The 17,222-nt window shown below is 66.7% G+C and carries 15 protein-coding genes; 6 read left to right on the forward strand and 9 right to left on the reverse strand.

Annotated elements, in window-relative coordinates; translation table 11 throughout:
• The first annotated feature begins 93 nt into the window (after positions 1 to 93).
• Positions 94 to 1,461 carry an MFS transporter gene (locus tag E4O92_RS22355; protein WP_267873797.1) on the forward strand — a complete coding sequence of 456 codons (1,368 nt, stop codon included), beginning with the start codon at positions 94 to 96 and terminating at the stop codon, positions 1,459 to 1,461.
• A 126-nt stretch (positions 1,462 to 1,587) separates the two neighbouring features.
• Here E4O92_RS22355 and ppc read toward each other — a convergent pair whose 3' ends face one another.
• Positions 1,588 to 4,398 carry a phosphoenolpyruvate carboxylase gene (ppc, locus tag E4O92_RS22360; RefSeq protein WP_135191855.1) on the reverse strand — a complete coding sequence of 937 codons (2,811 nt, stop codon included), beginning with the start codon at positions 4,396 to 4,398 and terminating at the stop codon, positions 1,588 to 1,590.
• 145 nt (positions 4,399 to 4,543) lie between these two features.
• Between ppc and hemC the strand changes: the two genes are divergently transcribed.
• The 5 genes from hemC (at position 4,544) to ppa (ending at position 9,383) form a co-directional block, all read left to right on the forward strand.
• Positions 4,544 to 5,524 carry a hydroxymethylbilane synthase gene (hemC, locus tag E4O92_RS22365; RefSeq protein WP_267873796.1) on the forward strand — a complete coding sequence of 327 codons (981 nt, stop codon included), beginning with the start codon at positions 4,544 to 4,546 and terminating at the stop codon, positions 5,522 to 5,524.
• Positions 5,517 to 6,281 carry a uroporphyrinogen-III synthase gene (locus E4O92_RS22370; RefSeq protein ID WP_135191856.1) on the forward strand — a complete coding sequence of 255 codons (765 nt, stop codon included), beginning with the start codon at positions 5,517 to 5,519 and terminating at the stop codon, positions 6,279 to 6,281. Before hemC ends, E4O92_RS22370 begins: the two co-directional genes overlap by 8 nt.
• Positions 6,278 to 7,393, forward strand: coding sequence for a uroporphyrinogen-III C-methyltransferase (locus E4O92_RS22375; RefSeq protein ID WP_135191857.1), 1,116 nt, complete (start codon positions 6,278 to 6,280; stop codon positions 7,391 to 7,393). The genes E4O92_RS22370 and E4O92_RS22375 overlap by 4 nt, the downstream gene beginning before the upstream one ends.
• 4 nt (positions 7,394 to 7,397) lie before the next feature.
• The gene (locus E4O92_RS22380; protein WP_135191858.1) at positions 7,398 to 8,594 is read left to right on the forward strand and encodes a heme biosynthesis protein HemY; all 1,197 of its coding nucleotides are present in this window, start codon (positions 7,398 to 7,400) and stop codon (positions 8,592 to 8,594) included.
• A gap of 249 nt (positions 8,595 to 8,843) precedes the next feature.
• On the forward strand, positions 8,844 to 9,383 hold the full coding sequence (gene ppa / locus E4O92_RS22385) for an inorganic diphosphatase (RefSeq protein ID WP_135191859.1): 540 nt from the start codon (positions 8,844 to 8,846) through the stop codon (positions 9,381 to 9,383).
• 72 nt (positions 9,384 to 9,455) lie between these two features.
• Here ppa and E4O92_RS22390 read toward each other — a convergent pair whose 3' ends face one another.
• From E4O92_RS22390 to E4O92_RS22425, 8 genes are all read right to left on the reverse strand, one after another.
• Complete coding sequence (locus E4O92_RS22390) at positions 9,456 to 10,892, reverse strand: PA domain-containing protein (RefSeq protein ID WP_135191860.1); 1,437 nt, start codon at positions 10,890 to 10,892, stop codon at positions 9,456 to 9,458.
• Positions 10,879 to 11,298, reverse strand: a complete 420-nt coding sequence (locus E4O92_RS22395; RefSeq protein WP_135191861.1) for a post-PEP-CTERM-1 domain-containing protein — start codon at positions 11,296 to 11,298, stop codon at positions 10,879 to 10,881. Before E4O92_RS22395 ends, E4O92_RS22390 begins: the two co-directional genes overlap by 14 nt.
• A 20-nt stretch (positions 11,299 to 11,318) precedes the next feature.
• Positions 11,319 to 11,975: a choice-of-anchor J family PEP-CTERM protein gene (locus E4O92_RS22400; RefSeq protein ID WP_229483660.1), complete on the reverse strand. Its 657-nt coding sequence runs from the start codon at positions 11,973 to 11,975 to the stop codon at positions 11,319 to 11,321.
• A 416-nt stretch (positions 11,976 to 12,391) separates the two neighbouring features.
• Entirely contained in the window at positions 12,392 to 13,474 is a 1,083-nt protein-coding gene (locus tag E4O92_RS22405; protein ID WP_206076924.1) for a branched-chain amino acid ABC transporter permease, read from the reverse strand.
• A 3-nt stretch (positions 13,475 to 13,477) separates the two neighbouring features.
• On the reverse strand, positions 13,478 to 14,506 hold the full coding sequence (locus tag E4O92_RS22410) for a branched-chain amino acid ABC transporter permease (protein WP_135191880.1): 1,029 nt from the start codon (positions 14,504 to 14,506) through the stop codon (positions 13,478 to 13,480).
• 5 nt (positions 14,507 to 14,511) lie between these two features.
• The gene (locus E4O92_RS22415) at positions 14,512 to 15,252 is read right to left on the reverse strand and encodes an ABC transporter ATP-binding protein (RefSeq protein ID WP_135191863.1); all 741 of its coding nucleotides are present in this window, start codon (positions 15,250 to 15,252) and stop codon (positions 14,512 to 14,514) included.
• The gene (locus tag E4O92_RS22420; RefSeq protein ID WP_135191864.1) at positions 15,230 to 16,000 is read right to left on the reverse strand and encodes an ABC transporter ATP-binding protein; all 771 of its coding nucleotides are present in this window, start codon (positions 15,998 to 16,000) and stop codon (positions 15,230 to 15,232) included. The genes E4O92_RS22415 and E4O92_RS22420 overlap by 23 nt, the downstream gene beginning before the upstream one ends.
• Before the next feature lie 2 nt (positions 16,001 to 16,002).
• A complete protein-coding gene (locus E4O92_RS22425) occupies positions 16,003 to 17,202 on the reverse strand; it encodes a substrate-binding domain-containing protein (protein WP_135191865.1) in 1,200 nt (399 codons plus the stop codon).
• Between the last annotated feature and the right edge of the window lie 20 nt (positions 17,203 to 17,222).

Here is a 17,222-nt window from a genome sequence, read left to right on the forward strand (position 1 = left end):
GCGAAGACCATATCGAATTGCTTCGCTTTTTTTTCGCCAGTACCCCCGAGCATGGAAAGCCCCGAACAATCCGACCCAACTCCGTCCCGATGGATGACGCCCCTGGTGGCGGCCGCATACTTCATGGAAAACCTGGACGGCACCGTCATCACCACGGCCGTACCGGATATGGCGCGCTCGTTCGGTGTGGCACCGCTGGACCTGAACGTGGGCGTGAGCGCCTACCTCTTGACGCTTGGCGTGTTCATCCCGATCAGCGGCTGGATCGCCGAACGCTTCGGTCCGCGCCGCGTGTTCACCGCGGCGCTGGCGTTGTTCACGCTGGCGTCGCTCCTGTGCGGGATGGCGCAGGGCTTGAGCGAATTTGCGTTACTGCGGGTGTTGCAAGGGATCGGCGGCGCGATGATGGTACCGGTCGGCCGATTGGTGATACTCAATCACACGCCCAAGCACAAGCTGGCGGAAGCGATAGCGACGCTCACGTGGCCGGCGCTGGTGGCGCCGGTACTGGGGCCGCCGGTCGGCGGCTTTCTGGCTAGTTACCTGTCGTGGCGCTGGATCTTCTACCTCAACCTTCCGTTCGGCCTGGCCGCAATCTGGCTGGCGTGGCGCATCCTGCCGGCCGGGTCCCCGGGACGGTCGCGGCCTTTCGACTTGCCTGGTTTTGTTCTGGTCGGGTCCTCGTTGTGGTCCCTGAGCTGGTCCGCCGAGGTGATGACGCGGCCGGATACGCTCTTCGCGCATGCGGCGCCTTACCTTGTGGCCGGCGTCGCGCTGCTGGCGCTCGCCGCATGGCACCTTCGGCGAGCGGCCAGTCCGCTGTTCGATCTGGAGGCGCTCAGGAATCGCACCTTCGCGGTGACGATCTTTGGGGGATCGCTGGCGCGCATGTCGATCGGGGCGGTGCCGTTTCTGCTGCCGCTGATGTTCCAGGTTGGTTTCGGGCTCGATGCCTTTCGTTCCGGGCTGCTGCTGCTCGCGGTCTTCGCGGGTAACCTCTTGATGAAGCTGCGCACCACCCATTTGCTGCGCCGGTTTGGCTTTAAGCGGATATTGCTGGTCAACGGCGTGCTCAATGCGGGGACGATGCTCGCCTGCGCGATGCTGTCGCCAACCACGCCGGTGTGGATGATCGCACTGGTGCTGTTCGTCGGCGGGTTGAGCCGCTCGATGCAGTTCAGCGCCTATAACACGATCGCATTCGCGGATGTGCCGAAGGACCGGTTGGCGGCGGCCAATACCTTGTCCAGCACCGTGTTCCAGGTGGCTGCGGGGCTTGGCATCGCGGTAGGGGCGTTCGGGGTGCGGTTCGGGCATTGGGTGCAGGGTGCGGCGGGGTTGGAGCAGCCGGCCGTCGCGTTTCGGTTGGCGTTTGTCGTGATCGCCGTGGTGGGATTGGTGGGGACGGTCGATGCGCTACGGCTGGCGCCCGGGGCGGGGGCGAATACGGTTGGCAAATAGATGAGCAAACTCTGCGCAACCGTACAGCGTGCGCACAGGTGCGCACCCTACGACGGCCGAAGCCGGTAGGGCCGTAGGGTGCGCACCCCGTGCGCACGCGGACGCGGCCCAATCGTACAGCGTGGGTCAGCCGGTGTTGCGCAGCCCGGCCGCGACGCCGTTGATCGACAGGTGGATGCCGCGGTGGACGCGCGGGTCGACTTTGTCCGGCTCGCGCGACAGGGTGCGGTGCCGTTGAATCAGCTCGACCTGCAGGTGATTCAGCGGGTCGAGGTAGGCGAAGCGGTTCTGGATCGAGCGTGCCAGTAACCGGTTGCCGGCGAGGCGCTCGGTGGTGCCGGTGATCGCCTCCAGGCAGCGGATCGTCTCGGCATGTTCGGCCGCGATGCGCTTGAAAATCCGCTCGCGCAGTTCGACGTCCGGCACCATGCTCGCGTAGCGCGAGGCGATGCCAAGGTCGGTCTTGGCCAGCACCATGTCCATGTTCGACAATAGGGTGGCGAAGAACGGCCAGTCGCGCAGCATGTGCTGCAGCGTGGCGAGGCGCTCGCCGTGCGGGCCTTCCTCCAGCCAGCCCGACACCGCCGAGCCGAAGCCGTACCAGCCCGGCAGCAGCAGGCGGCACTGGCCCCACGAAAAGCCCCAGGGGATCGCGCGCAGGTCTTCGATCCGGCGCGAGGCCTTGCGCGACGCAGGGCGCGAACCGATGTTCAGCTCCGCGATCTCGGCGATCGGCGTCGAGGCGAAGAAGTAGTCGGTAAAGCCCGGCGTGTCGTACACCAGGTCGCGGTAGGCGTGGTAGGCGCGGGTGGACAGTTCGGCCATGACGGCTTCGAACCCGGCCAGGCGTTCGGCCTCTATGCCGTTTGCCGCTTGCGGCATCAGGCTCGCTTCCAGCGTCGCGGCGACCAGCAGTTCGAGGTTGCGGCGGCCGATGTCCGGGTTGGAGAACTTGGAGGCGATGATTTCGCCCTGTTCGGTAAGGCGGATCTGGCCGTTGACGGTGCCGGGCGGCTGCGCCAGGATCGCCTGGTAGCTCGGGCCGCCGCCGCGGCCGACGGTGCCGCCGCGGCCGTGGAACAGGCGCAGCTTGACCCGGGCGCGCTCGAACACTTCCACCACCCTGAGTTCGGCCTGGTACAGCTCCCAGTTGGAGGTCAGGAAGCCGCCGTCCTTGTTCGAGTCCGAGTAGCCGAGCATGACTTCCTGCAGCCTGCCCTGGAGCTCGATCACCCGTGCGACCGGCGGCAGCGCCATCCATTGTTCCATGATCGCCGCCGCGCGCTGCAGGTCGGGGATGGTCTCGAACAGCGGGATCACCATCACCTCGGCCACGCCCTGCGCCAGGCGCATCAGGCCAGTCTCCTTTTGCAGCACCATCACTTCGAGCAGGTCGGATACGCTCTCGGTGTGCGAGATGATGTAGTTGCGGATCGCGCGCTTGCCGTAGCGCTCGCGGATTTCGCGCGCCACGCGCAGGATCATCAGTTCCGACTTGGTCTGGTCCGAATACGTTTCGTACGGCGAGTACAGCAGGCGCGGCTGGGCCAGTTCGGCCAGCAGCAGCGCGATCTTGCCGTCCTCCGGCAGGGCCGCGTAGTCGGCTTCGACCGCGGCGCGCTCGAACAGCTCGGCCAGCACGCGCTCGTGCACGTCCGAGCTCTGGCGCATGTCGAGCGAGGCGAGGTGAAAGCCGAAGATGCGGGCGGCGCGCATCAGGCCGGCCAGGCGCGGCCGGATCAGCGCGGCGCCGTGGTGTTCGGCCAGCGAATCGGCCAGCACCTGCAGGTCGGCGACGAAGCCGGCGGCGTCCTTGTACGCTTCGGCGTGGCCGACTTCCTTGCGCAGCACGTGCGCCGCGCCCAGCTGGCGCGCGCTGGCGGCCAGGCGCGCGTAGATGCCGACCAGCGCCCGGCGGTAAGGCTCGTCGGCGCGGTGTTCCGAGGTGTCCGGCGAGGCATCGGCCAACGCCATCAGCTGGGGACTGGCGTCCACCAGCAGGGTCGAGAGCGACAGTTCGGCCCCGAGCTCGTGCACTTCTTCGAGGTAGAAGTCGAGGATGGTGGTGGCCTGGCGCACCAGGGCGTGCTGCATGGTGTCGGCGTTGACGTTGGGGTTGCCGTCGCGGTCGCCGCCGATCCAGCTGCCCATCTGCATGTACGTCGCGTCCGCCAGGTGCGCCGGGCGCGCGCCGTAGTGGTAGCCGATGTCGTCCTCGACGTCCTCATACAGCGCCGGCAGTTCGCGCAGGAAGGTGGTGCGGTAGTAGGAAAGGGCGTTCTCGATTTCGTCGGCCACGGTCAGCCTGGTGTAGCGCAGCATGCGGGTCTGCCACAGCGTGGCCACGCGCGCGTGCAACAGCTCGAGGTTGTGCACCTTTTCCTTGGGCGTGAGCGGCAGGTCGCGCTCGGCCAGCAGGCGCGCGATGTCGTGCTCGGCGTCGAGGATGCTCTTGCGTTGGACCTCGGTCGGGTGCGCGGTGAGCACCGGCGAGATCAGCGCGTGCCGCAGGAAGCGCTCGACGCTGCCGGCGTCGATGCCGGCCTCTTTGAGACGCTCGAACGCGTAGCCGACGCTGCCTTGCTGCGGCCCCGATCCGGCGAGCAGGTGGGCGCGGCGGCGCCGCGTGTGGTGCTGGTCTTCGGCGATGTTGACCAGGTGCGAAAAATAAGAGAAGGCGCGCACCACCGAAATGGTCTGGTCGCGGGTGAGCTTGTGCAGCAGCGCGGTCAGCTCTTCCCCGGCCTTGGGGTCGGCTTCGCGCCGGAACCGCACCGCGGTCTGGCGGATCGTCTCGACCACGTCGAACACGGCTTCGCCTTCGTTCTCGCGCAGCACGTCGCCCAGCAGGTAGCCGAGCAGGCGGATGTCTTCTCTCAAAGGGGCGTCCTTGTCGGCGCCGGCAGTGGGAATCTCAGGTGCAGCAGGTTTGTCCATTTCGACCACTTATCAAAAGAGGTTGTTGGCACGGCGGCGCTGGCGCCGCGGTCTGCGGGGGGACGCATGCTAAAATTTGTGATCTTATGCAAGCGCCAGGCACTGGCATCGGCCGGGCTGGCTAACGACAGTGAAAGAATCCGTTTTGAAATCAACTGACACGACGACGCATCTGCCTTCGAAGCTGGTGATCGCTTCGCGCGAGAGCCGGCTCGCCATGTGGCAAGCCGAACATGTGCGCGACCGCCTCGCCGCATTATATCCGCAGTGCAGCATCGAGATTCTCGGAATGACAACACGCGGGGACCAGATCCTCGATCGTACGCTGTCGAAGGTAGGCGGCAAGGGCCTGTTCGTCAAGGAGCTCGAAGTGGCCATGGCGGAAGGCCACGCCGACCTGGCCGTGCATTCGCTCAAGGACGTGCCGATGGAGCTGCCGGAAGGCTTTGCGCTGGCCGCCGTGCTCGAGCGCGAGGACCCGCGCGACGCGTTCGTATCGAACGATTACGCCAGCCTGGACGAACTGCCGGCGGGCAGCGTGGTCGGCACCAGCAGCCTGCGCCGCCAGGCGCTGGTCGCGTCGCGCTATCCGCACCTGGTGATCAAGCCGCTGCGCGGCAACCTGGACACGCGCCTGGCCAAGCTCGATCGCGGCGACTACGCGGCGATCATCCTGGCCGCCGCGGGCCTGAAGCGCCTCGGCCTGCCGCAGCGCATCCGGGCGCTGCTCGAGCCGGAGCAGAGCCTGCCGGCCGCCGGGCAGGGCGCGATGGCGATCGAGATCGTCAGCGGTCCGCGCGGCGACGGTGTCGACCTGGCTGCGCTGCTGGCGCCGCTGAACCACGTGCCGACCGCGCAGGCGGTGGCGGCCGAGCGCAAGGTGTCCAAGGTGTTTGGCGGCAGCTGCCAGGTGCCGCTTGCCGCGTACGCCCTGCTTTCCGGCGACACGCTGACCCTGCGCGCGATGGTCGCCACGCCGGACGGATCGCGCAGCGCGCACGCCCAGGCGTCAGGGCCTGCGAGCGCGCCCGAGGAGCTGGGCGGGCAGGTCGCGCAACTGCTGCAGCAGCAGGACGCGAACGACATCCTGGCCGCCTGTCGCCAGGACGCCGCGACCGATGCCTGATACGGTTGTCATCACCCGCCCACGCGCCCAGGCCGAGGAGCTGGCCCGCATGGTCGCGGCTGCCGGGCGCACTGCGGTGGTGCTGCCGCTGCTGGAGATTGAGCCGCTGGCCGACCAGTCGCAGCTGATGCAGGTGCTGGCCGGGTTGGACGGCTATGCGATGGTCGCGTTCGTGTCGCCCAATGCGGTCGACGCCGCGTTCGCCCACATCCAGCGCTGGCCGTCTGGGGTGACGCTGGCGGTGGTGGGGACGGGCAGCCGCGCGGCGCTGGCGCGGCACGGAATCATTGACACCGACATTGTCAGCCCGGCGGACCCCGCGCACAGCGATTCGGAGCACTTGCTCGAGTCGCTGGACCTGTCAAGCCTCGCGGGACGGCGGGTGCTGATCGTGCGCGGCGAAAGTGGACGCGAGCTGATGGCGGACAGCCTGCGCGCAGCCGGAGTGCTGGTCGAGACCGTGGCCGCCTACCGGCGCAGCGTTCCGCAGCTCACGCCTGAGATGAAAGCTTCCCTGGCTGGCTTGCTGGAGCAGCAAAACGACTGGATAATCACTAGTTCGGAAGCATTGCGCGGCTTGCTTGACCTGCTGCGCCAGATGGATGCCGACAAGGCTGTAGCAAAGATGCAACAGCAGCACCTGATTGTGCCCCATGCACGAATCGCCGACACCGCGCGCGCGCTTGGCATCAACCGAGTCACGCTGACGGGCTCCGGCGACGAGCGGCTGCTTGCCGCGTTACAATCACGAGAATGAACGAACTGCCGAATATCCCAGAACAGACCATCGTCGAGGCTGCGCCTGATTTTCAGGCGAACAAGAGCGCCGGTGCGCCGCGCGAGGGCTTGCTCGCTTCGCTCCAGCGTCCGCTGCCGATGGCCGTCACCGTACTGGCGCTGCTGCTCGCGGCCCAGACGTGGTCGACCCACACCCGCATCAACAGCCTGCGTGCCGACATGGCCAAGAGCCTGCAGAAGAACAGCACGCTTGCGGCCGATACTTCCGCCCTGGCGCGCGAGGCGTCCGAACAGTCCAAGGAGCTGCAGGTCAAGGTCGGGGTGCTGGAAACGCGCCAGACCGAGGCCCAGAGCCAGCAGCTGGCGCTCGAGCAGATGTACCGTGACTTGTCGAAGAACCGCGACGAATGGATGCTGGCCGAGATCGACCAGGTGCTCTCGACCGCCAGCCAGCAGTTGCAGCTGGCCGGGAACGTGCAGGGCGCGCTGATCGCGCTGCAGAACGCCGACCGCTCGCTGTCGCGCTCGGACAAGTCGCAGTTCATCACGATCCGGCGCGCGATCGCCAAGGATATCGAACGGCTCAAGGCGCTGCCGGCGGTGGACCTGGCGGGCGTGGCGCTGCGCCTGGACAGCGTGATCGCGCAGATCGATGCGCTGCCGCTGCTGTCGGACGAGAAGCCGGCGCTGCCGGCCGCGCCGGCCCGCAAGCAGGCGCCCGGCCCGCAGGCGGCACTTGAACCGCAGACGCTGGGCGCGCGCGTGGCCGCCACCTGGCGCAACTGGAGCAGCGAGATGTGGGACGACATCCGCCAGCTGATCCGCGTGCGCTCGGTCGACACGCCGGAAGCGCTGATGCTCTCGCCCAACCAGTCGTACTTCCTGCGCGAGAACCTGAAGCTGCGCCTGTTGAACGCGCGGCTGGCGCTCCTGTCCCGCAACGAAGGCGCGTTCCGCGAAGACCTGAACAATGCGCAGGACACGCTGCTCAAGTATTTCGACACCCGTGCACGTCCGACCCAGGCGGTGCAGGCGGCGCTGCGCCAGGTACAGGCCAACAACGTGGCGATCGACGTGCCCGATCTGTCCGACAGCCTGAACGCCGTGCGCAACTACAAATCGAAGCCCTAAAGCCATGCGTTTACTTCTCTGGTTAGTCGCCCTGATGGCAGCGGCCATCGGCATTGCCGTGACCGCGCGCTTCAATCCCGGCAACGTGGTGCTGTTCTATCCGCCGCACCGGATCGACATGTCGCTCAACCTGTTCGTGGTGCTGGCCGCGCTGCTGTTCCTGGTGCTGTACTACCTGGTGCGCGTGGTGCGCTCGACCTTGCGCATGCCCGAACGGGTGGCCGCGTACCGCCAGCGCAAGCGCGAGCGCGAGGGCAACAAGGGCCTGCGCGACGCGCTCAAGGCGCTGTTCGAAGGCCGTTTCGGCCACGCCGAAAAGGCCGCGATGCGCGCCGCCGAACTGCCCGAGAACGCGGGCCTGGCGGCGCTGATCGGCGCGCGCGCGGCGCACCGGATGCGCGAACCGGCACGGCGCGATTCCTGGCTGGCGGGGACGGTGCACGACAACGCGCTCAAGACCGCGCGGCTGATGACGATGACCGAGCTGCTGGTGGACGATCACCAGCCGGAAGCGGCGCTGGAGGCGGTGGCGGAACTGAACGCCAGCGGCCAGCGGCACATCCATGCGCTGCAGTGGTCGATGAAGGCCAACCAGCAGGCGCGCAACTGGCCCGAGGTGCTGCGCCTGGTGCGTACGCTGGACAAGCGCAAGGCGCTGCATCCCGCGCTGTCGGCGCGACTGCGCGAAATGTCGTACGAGGCGCTGCTGTCGGAAGGCGCGCACGACGCCGAATCGATCCGGCGTGTGTGGGCCGGCGTGCCGGCCAGTGACCGTACCAAGCCCTACATCGCGGCGCGCGCGGCAAGCGCCTTCAATGCGCGCGGCCTGCATGAGGAGGCGCGCGTGATCGCCGAGGAGGCGCTCAAGGCGGAGTGGGACGAGCGCGTGGTGCGCGCGTACCGCGAAGCGGCCGGGCCGGCGGGTTCGCCTGCGCTGCTGGCGCAGATCGAGAGCTGCGAAGCGTGGCTGAAGGAGCGCCCGAACGACGCCGAACTGGCGCTCACGCTTGGTGCGCTGTGCCTGAGGCAGAAATTGTGGGGCAAGGCGCAGCGCTACCTGGAGCAGGCGCTGTCGGACGCCGACGATGCGCAGCAGGTGCGCGTCGCGCACCTGAAGCTGGCGCAGATGCATGAGGCGCTGGGACAGCAGGAGGAAGCGGCGGCGCACTACCGGCAATGCGCGCTGGCTACGGTGTTGTGATCCCGTAACGCAAATTACGGGGCGTACTAAAAGATAGCCCGTCGTTCCCGCGGAGGCGGGAACCCATGCTGAGCGTCATTTCACGCTGTCTATGGGCCCCCGCCTGCGCGGGGACGACGGCGGGGACAAAACGCGTCTTGCCAACCCCCTCGCTTTCCACACAGTATCGCTTGCTGCGTCGCACAAGCCGCAATCGATTCGCTATAATCACCAACCCCCATTGAAAAATCAGCAACCAAGGAAATACCCATGAGTTTGAACAACGTTCCCGCCGGCCGCGATGTGCCGAACGACTTCAACGTGATCATCGAGATCCCGATGAACGCGGACCCGATCAAGTACGAAGTGGACAAGGATACCGGCGCGATTTTCGTCGACCGCTTCATGGGCACCGCGATGCACTATCCGTGCAACTACGGCTACATCCCGAACACCCTGTCGGCCGACGGCGACCCGTGCGACGTGCTGGTGATCACTCCGTTCCCGCTGTTCCCGGGCGTGGTGGTGCGCTGCCGCGCGATCGGCGTGCTGAAGATGACCGACGAAGCCGGCGGCGACGCCAAGGTCCTGGCGGTCCCGGTCGACAAGATTTTGCCGATCTACAGCCACTGGCAGAAGCCGGAAGACCTGCAAGACCTGCGCCTGCAGCAGATCCAGCACTTCTTCGAGCACTACAAGGATCTGGAGAAGGGCAAGTGGGTCAAGGTCGAAGGCTGGGGCGGCCCGGACGAAGCGAAGGCCGAAATCGTCAGCGGCGTCGAGGCTTTCAACAAGAAGGCAAGCGCGTAAGCCTTGCTCCGGTTTCGAAGAAAAGGGCGGGCGCCTGCGGGCGGCCCGCCCTTTTTGTTTGCGCCGCCGACGTCACCAGCCGATGTCCTGCAGCAGCGGGAAGGTCAGGTCGCGCGGCGGCGTGATCTCGTGCGACAGGTCGGTGTTGATCGCCGGCTCCATCAACTGGTTGATCTTGGCGTCGGTGCTGTAGTGCGACACCGAGGAGCCGGGCTGGTTGGTGGTCGGCGTGTACAGCAGGATGCGGTGCTGGGAGTCGGCCCCGGCCAGCCGCGACGGGTCCACCCCCAGGCTGGCCAGTACGCCGGACCTGGTGCGCGAGCGGGATTGCAGCGTGGCCTTGAGCTTGCCTCCGTCAATTTGGGTTATGCGCACCGACGGAATTACGACGGTGGGGTCGCTGCCGCTCATGCCGGCCACGTCGCCCGGCTGGTTGTCCGCCACCACCATGCCGATCGCGCCGGCGTCCTGCACCATCTTGGCCTTGACGACGAAGGCGCAGGTGCCGCGATCGACCAGGGCGATGTTATTGCGCACGGCGAGCGCATTGGCCGCGGACAGGGCGGTGCAGGCAAGGCCGGTGCCGTCGGCCTGGTCGACCACGGGCATCAACTGGGCCGTCACGGCGGAGCTAGTGAGCGGCGCGCCGAACGAGGCATCGCCGACTGCATAGTTGCCGGTGGCCTCGCCTGCGGACGGGCCGCTCACGGCCAGGTTCGAGACGGCCGACAGCACCTGCGGCACGGCCGCCGTCACCTTCGGCCCGTTCCACGCCAGGGCGTTGCCGCTGATCGCCGAGGCCACGCGTTCGGCGCCGCTCATCTCGGCCCAGGTCTTGTTGCTATGGTTGTCGGTCAGGTAGTGGTCCCAGATCGACGGCGTGTCCATGATTTCGGCGCCGGTCGCGCCGTCGGTGAAGGTCTGGAAGCCCAGGCCGTGGCCCAGTTCGTGCAGCAGCACGGTCACCAGGTCGATCTGGTCGCCGAAATTGTTGTCCAGCCCGAGATAAAAGCCCGAGCCGGGCATGCAGTCGGCGAACAGGCCGAGCCGCGAGTTGAAGCGTGCAACGATGTGCGGCAGGTCGGGCGTGGTCTGGTCGGCCCCGGCCAGCTTGGCGGCCAGCGCGCTCGGGTACCAGGTCGAGGCGCGCGGCGCATTCGGGAAATCCGAGAAGATTTCATAGGCGCCGGCCGCGCCCAGCACGGCGCTGCTGGAGGTGCACGAAAGCGGCACGAACGAGGCGCCCACGCGGATCGGCACGGTGCTGTTCAGGGTGGCGCCCCAGATGTCGGCCGCGTGCTGGAATGCGATCAGGCGCTGCTGGCCGAGCGTGGTGCCGGTGTTGCCCCCCACCGGCGTGGCCGGGGTCGGGTCGTTAAAGCCGATGCCAGGGGCGTTCAGGTTGACGATCGTGATGGTGACCGCCGCCTGCGCGCCGCCCAGCGCGCAGCACGAGAGGGCGATGGCGGCCGCAGCGTGCCTGAGGCCGAAGGGTTTAGCGGTCTTCATGGCGTTGCTCCTCTTTGCTGATGGTGATTCCCTGGGTGAGCACGGCATTGGCGGCGCGTTCGCCCTGCACGCACTGGTTAAGGAGCTTGCCGTCGGAGTCGCGGGTGACGATCGAATAGACCTGGCCCGCGTCACCCAGGCGCACCTGGCGTGTCACGTCGGGGCGGGCGACCAGCGTCGGCTGCGCCGGCACCGATTGCACTGGCGCCGCCAGCGTTCGCGCCTGCGCGTTCAGCTCCTGCATCTCGGACGGCGTCGGCGCGCGCAATTGGCCGGTCTGCGGATCGCGCGTCACCACCATCCCTTTTTGGTCGGCGGCGGAGGCCGGTGGCAGGTGGGTCAGGGCGACGACGCACAGGACGATGAACGGAAGTGCCTCAAGCAGTTTGTATTGGCGGTTTTTCATGGCGGCTCTCCAGGGGGCAATCATTGGGCGAACTTGCGGCGCGCTGTGGCGAGCAGGCCCAGTCCGAACGTGAGCATCAGGTACAGCGACGGTTCAGGCACCGCGGTGACCACGCTGACCGAATCGATACCGATGAAATTCAGGTTGGCGGCGTCGCCCAGGTAGCGGAACGCGAAGCGCCCGGGACCGTCGACGTTCACGCTCGCGCTGAACTGCTGCCAGGCGGTCGGGTAGTCGGCGGCGCCGATCGTCAGCAGCAAGGTCGAAAAATCATCGGTGCCGCCGCCAGTGCCGGGAGCGAAGCGCACTTCAAGCTTGTCCATGAAGCCTGGATCGCCGGCATGACTGGTGAAGAACGACAGCGTGGTGGTGCCCCCCAGGTCGAGGGTGGGCGTGATCAGCCAGTTGTCCACACTGCCCATGCCGTTCAGCGCGCCGAGGTAATTGGCGCCGATGTAGGCATTGGGCGCGCCGGCCTGCGACGCGAAGACGTCGGGCACGCCCTGGAACCAGCCGGTGCCGGCAGGGACGCTGTGGTTCACCTGGGTCCAGCCGTTCAGGGCCGGTACGTTGTCGAAACCTTCGTTCAAGACTTGCTGGTCGTCCGCGTGTGCCGCAGACATGAGTGCGGCCAGGGCGAAAGCGGCTGCCGCTTGCTTAGTCTTAAGGAGTTTCATAAGTCTGCGCTTTCATGGTTTGCCAGAAGAATGATGTTCCGCTCGCGCTGGCTGACAACGAGGGCATTGTTTTCTTAATAATATGGAATGAAAGGTAATGAATATTGATGTCCGTATAACTTTTTAGGTGAACGGATGGGTTCAGGGCGAGTGGAACAAGATGCGCTGGAAAGTATTGCGTGGCAGTACTATCGATCTGGCGAAAGGAGGGAGAGGGGGGAGGAATGCCGCGAGGAATTGCCGCGAGCTGGTGAGGCTGAACCGAGGCGTAGGGTGCGCACCCGTGCGCACGCGGTTCGCGACCGCAGCGCAGTGGAGCGGCAGCCGCAAGTCAGGACACTGTGACCGCGTGCGCACAGGTGCGCACCCTACGACGTGCGGCAAGCGGTGCGACTGGTGCCGACCGTGCAGCGTCGTTAAGACCGCCGTTTTGAGAGGAAGCTGCGCAGGCGCAGCTTGCCGACGATGCCGATCGGGAAGAAGTAAACCGAGAGGACGAACAGCACGCCAAGCCACAGCATCCAGCGGTCGGGATGCAGGGCCGCGGCCAGCACCGGCACGCCTTCGACGGCGGAGGAGGCGTGCGCCATCAGCTCCTTGAGGTAGTTCTGGGCCAGGATGAACAGCGCCGCGCCGATCACCGCGCCGTACATGGTGCCCATGCCGCCGATGACGACGATCAGCAGGATGTCGGTCATCAGCTCGAAACCGAGTGTGGTCTTGGGACCGACGTAGCGCAGCCACAACGCCATCAGCGCGCCCGCCAGCGCCGCGACCAGCGCCGCCAGGCAGTTGGCGAGAATCCGGTACAGCACTGTGCGATAGCCCAGCGCCTCGGCGCGGAATTCGTTTTCGCGGATCGCCTGCAGTACCCGGCCGAACGGCGAGTTCACCACCCGCAGCAGGAACAGGAACAGCAGCAGGCAGCCGCCGAACACAATGTAGTAGGTGACCAGCTTGCCGTCGATCGCCCGCCCGAACACGTCGCCTTCCATCAGCGAATAGCCGGGCGAGAGCAGTTCCGGCACGCTGAAGGTCTTGCCGTCTTCGCCGCCGGTGAAGTCCGACAGCTGCGAAGCGAGTACCGAGAACGAGGCGGCCACCGCCAGCGTGATCATGGCGTAGAAGATCGCCCGCACGCGCAGCGCAAACAGGCCAACCACGAAGGCGAGCGCGAGCGCCAGCAGCAATGCGCACGCGAGCCCGGTCAAGGCCGCGCCCCAGGTCGGCTCGTCGACGCTGGCCAGTCCAAGCCCGATGCCGTAGGCGCCCAGCCCATAGAACATCGTGTGCGCGAACGAGACGATGCCGGTGTACCCGAGCAGCAGGTCGTAGGATGCGACCAGCACGATGTAGACGCAAATCGTGGCCGCGGTGTTGAGCGGGCGCGCGCCACTGGTCAGGAAAGGCGCAAACGCCAGGCCGAACAGGGTCAAGAGCAGCAGGCCGGTCAAGGCCCGGCTGCGCGGCAGGTCGGCGGAAAGAAGACGGTGCAGCATGGTTCAGTGCCCCGATTTGGAATACATGCCGGCCGGGCGCCACAACAGGATGGCGATCATCAGCACGATGTTTGACACCAGCGCGAGCTTGGGCACGAGGAAGCCGGCATAGTTGGCCACCAGCGCCATCAGGATTGCCCCGATAAAGCAGCCGCCCACCGAACCCAGCCCGCCGATGATGATGACGATGAAGACCATGACGATGGTTTCGGCGCCCATCGAGGCCGACAGGGTCTCCGTGTACAAGCCCCACATGACGCCGCCCAGGCCGGCGAGCGCAGAGCCGGCGGCGAACACCGCCACGAACAGGCGGTTGATGCGGTAGCCGAGCGCTTCGACCATCTCGCCGTTCTCCACGCCGGCGCGGATCAAGAGGCCGATCCTGGTGCGGTTCAGGACCAGGAACATGGTCACGAACACGACCAGGCCGACCGCCACCGCGAGCAGCCGGTATTTTTCAATCGCGGCGTCGCCGATCAGGATGGCGCCGCGCAGGGTGGTGGGCAGCGGCAGCGCGATCTTCTCGGGGCCCCAGATCACGTTGATCACCTGCTCGGACACGATCATGCCGCCCATCGTGACCAGGATCTGCTTGAGGTGCTGGCCGTAGACCGGCATGATGATCACCCGCTCGAACGCCCAGCCCAAGAGCCCGGTGACCGCCATCGCAACCGCCACCGCGAGCGCGAGCACGCCCAGATTGGCGGCGAGCGAATCGGCCTCGAGCCAGCCGCGCATCGGCAGCAGCACCATGGTCGCGGCAAACGCGCCGACCGACACGAACGCGCCATGGCCGAAGTTGAGCACGTTCATGAGGCCGAACACCAGCGTCAGGCCGCTGGCCATCAGGAAGATCATCATGCCCATCGCCAGGCCGGCGACGGTCAGGGTGAGCCAGGTCGGGAAGCTGCCGACCAGCGGCAGCATCGCCAGCGCCAGCGCGGGGGCCAGGAGCAGCGGCGCGATGTCGCGCGGCGCGGCCGGAAGCGGCGTGTCGGGGGCGGCGAGGGGTAGGGTAGCGCTCACGGTGATTGGTCCTATTGGTGGGAGTCGAGCGACAGGCCGAGCAGGCGGGTTTGCAGAGCGTCGTCTTCGGCAAGCGTGCGCATCGGGCCTGCGTGCACCACGCGCCCGTCGTCCATGACGTTCACGAGGTCGCCCAGGGTCCGGACGAAATTGAAGTTCTGTTCGACCAGCAGGATCGTGGTGTCGGTGTCCTTGAGTTCGCGGAACGCGGCCATCAGGCTTTGCACGATGGCCGGCGCCAGGCCCTTGGTCGGTTCGTCGACCAGCAGCAGCTTTTTCGGCTCGACGATCGCGCGCGCGATCGCGACCATCTGCTTCTGGCCGCCGGAGAGGTTCCCGGCCGGGTAGTTCCAGAACTTCTTCAGGGCAGGGAAGAAGCCGCAGATCCAGTCGACGCGGCTGGGCTCCAACAGGCCATCGCGGGCCGCAAGGAGCAGGTTCTCGCGCACCGTCAGGTTTGAGAACACGGCCATGCTTTCCGGGACGTAGGCGATGCCGGCGCGCGCGATGTCGGGCGTGTCGAGTCTGGTGATGTCCTGGCCGTCGAAGCGGATCGTGCCGCCGCTGGCGCGCCACAAGCCCATGATGGTGCGCAGCGTGGTGGTCTTGCCGGCGCCGTTACGGCCCAGCAGGACCGATAGGCCGCCGCGCGGCACCGCCAGGTCGACGCCCTGCAGGATGTGGTACTGGCCGATGTGGGTGTGGACCCCGGACAGGGTCAGGATGGGTTCAGGCCGGTTCGGGTGTTCCAAGGTAGGCTTCCTGTACGATCTTCGATTGCATGACCTCCGCGGGCTTGCCGTCCGCGACCAGCGTCCCGTTGTGCAGCACGATGATGCGGTCGGCCAGCGCGCGCACCACGTCCATCTTGTGCTCGACCAGCAGCACGGTCTTGTTGGCGTCGCGCTTGACCTGGTGGATCAGGTCGAGCACCACCGGCACCTCGTCCACGCTCATACCGGCTGTGGGCTCGTCGAACATCATCACACTCGGCTCGAGCGCGAGCAGGATCGCCACTTCGAGCTTGCGCTGGTCGCCGTGCGACAGGGTGGCGACCCAGGCAGCACGCTTGCCAGCGAGGTTGACCCGCTCGAGGAAGTGCTCGGCGCGTGCGATGAGTTCCTTGTGATCCGACCAGACCGAGAACATCTTCATGCCGGCACGCGCGCGGCCCTGGACCGCCAGGCGCACGTTCTCCATGACTGTCAGGTTGGGGAACAGGTTGGTGAGCTGGAAGGCGCGGCCGATGCCCAGCTGGGTGCGCTTTGCCGGGCCAAGCCGCGTGATGTCGACCCCGGCCAGGTGCACGCTGCCGGCGCTGGCCGGCAGCTGGCCCGAGACCAGATTGAAGTAGGTGGTCTTGCCGGCGCCGTTGGGACCGACGATGACGGTCAGCGTGCCGGGGTAGAACTCGGCCGTGACGCCGTTCACCGCGACGTGGCCGCCGAAGCGGATCGTCAGGTCGCGGGTGGACAGCGATGGCGTGCGCGCGGCCGTCATCTTCAGCGCTTGTTCCGCACTGGCAGCGGCAAATCGCTGGCCGGGATCTCGCGCACCAGTTCCAGCAGGTCCCACTCGTCCTTCTGGTCCTTCTTGATGCGGAAGTGGTACATCGGCTGCAGCGCCTGGTGGTCCTCCTTGCGGAAGGCCATGGTGCCTTTCGGCGTCTCGAAGCTCATGCCTTCCATCGCCGCCACCAGCTTTTCGGTTTCGGCGCCCGGCGCCTTCTGCAGCGCCGCGATCACGGCGCCCGCCGCCGCCATGCCGCCGGCGGTGAACATGTCGGGCGGCGCCTTGAAGCGCTTTATGTGCTCGGCCACCAGCCAGTCGTTCATCTTGTTCTTCGGGAAGCCGTAGTAGTAATAGATCGTGCCCTCGGTGCCGGCGAAGTTCTTCCAGGTCTTCATGACAGGCAGGATGTTCCCGCCCGGGGACAGGATGATGCCGTAGCGCTCGGGCTTCAGGTCGGCGATCTTGTTCATGGGGTTGGGGCCGGCCCAGACGATCTGCAGGATGCGCGGCTGCGGCTTGTCCTTGAGCGCATCGAACAGGCGCTGGCTCGGAGCGGTGAAGTCGGCGGTGGCGACCGGTGCGTATTCCTCATGGATGACCTGGGCCTTGCTGCCGGTAGCGGCCAGCGCTTCCCTGGCGGCCTTGATGGCGTCGCGGCCGAAGGAGTAGTCCTGGGTCAGGAAGCCGACGCTGCCGGCCTTGAGTGTGCTGGCGGCGGCAAGGGCGTCCTGCATCGAGCTGCGGCCGGTGCGGAATATGTAGCGGTTCCACTTCTCGCCGGTGATGGCGTCGGCCGCCGCCGGTTCGACGATCAGCACCTTCTTGTACTCCTGGGCCACCGGCAGCATTGCCAGCGCCGAACCGGACGAGGTGGTGCCGACCGCGATATCGGCCTTGTCGTCTCCGTAGGCTTCGGCCAGCAGGGCGCGGCCAAGATCGGGCTTGCCCTGGTCGTCCTTGACGATCACCTTGAGCTTGCGGCCGTTGACTTCCATCTTGCCGCCGGTGAGGTATTCGAGGCCCATCATGAAGCCGGTCTCGGTTTCCTTGGCATAGGACTCGAGCACGCCGGTCTTGCCCGCGATGAGGGCGATCTTGTATTCGGGGCTGGCGGCATATGCGGTGGAAGCGGTGGTGACTGCGAGTGCGGCCACGATCGCGGCCGACAGGGGGCTGACGAGATGCTTCATGTGGTCTCCTTGTGTTCTTT

Origin of the sequence: Massilia horti (assembly GCF_004614195.1) — a bacterium.
Lineage (GTDB): Bacteria > Pseudomonadota > Gammaproteobacteria > Burkholderiales > Burkholderiaceae_D > Telluria > Telluria horti.

Coding starts and splice junctions, on each gene's coding strand:
- E4O92_RS22390 (WP_135191860.1), bottom strand. CDS start 10,892: ATGAAGACCGCTAAACCCTTCGGCCTCAGGCACGCTGCGGCCGCCATC.
- E4O92_RS22375 (WP_135191857.1), top strand. CDS start 6,278: ATGAACGAACTGCCGAATATCCCAGAACAGACCATCGTCGAGGCTGCG.
- E4O92_RS22400 (WP_229483660.1), bottom strand. CDS start 11,975: ATGAAACTCCTTAAGACTAAGCAAGCGGCAGCCGCTTTCGCCCTGGCC.
- E4O92_RS22405 (WP_206076924.1), bottom strand. CDS start 13,474: ATGCTGCACCGTCTTCTTTCCGCCGACCTGCCGCGCAGCCGGGCCTTG.
- E4O92_RS22420 (WP_135191864.1), bottom strand. CDS start 16,000: ATGACGGCCGCGCGCACGCCATCGCTGTCCACCCGCGACCTGACGATC.
- E4O92_RS22380 (WP_135191858.1), top strand. CDS start 7,398: ATGCGTTTACTTCTCTGGTTAGTCGCCCTGATGGCAGCGGCCATCGGC.
- E4O92_RS22395 (WP_135191861.1), bottom strand. CDS start 11,298: ATGAAAAACCGCCAATACAAACTGCTTGAGGCACTTCCGTTCATCGTC.
- E4O92_RS22355 (WP_267873797.1), top strand. CDS start 94: ATGACGCCCCTGGTGGCGGCCGCATACTTCATGGAAAACCTGGACGGC.
- ppa (WP_135191859.1), top strand. CDS start 8,844: ATGAGTTTGAACAACGTTCCCGCCGGCCGCGATGTGCCGAACGACTTC.
- ppc (WP_135191855.1), bottom strand. CDS start 4,398: ATGGACAAACCTGCTGCACCTGAGATTCCCACTGCCGGCGCCGACAAG.
- E4O92_RS22370 (WP_135191856.1), top strand. CDS start 5,517: ATGCCTGATACGGTTGTCATCACCCGCCCACGCGCCCAGGCCGAGGAG.
- E4O92_RS22425 (WP_135191865.1), bottom strand. CDS start 17,202: ATGAAGCATCTCGTCAGCCCCCTGTCGGCCGCGATCGTGGCCGCACTC.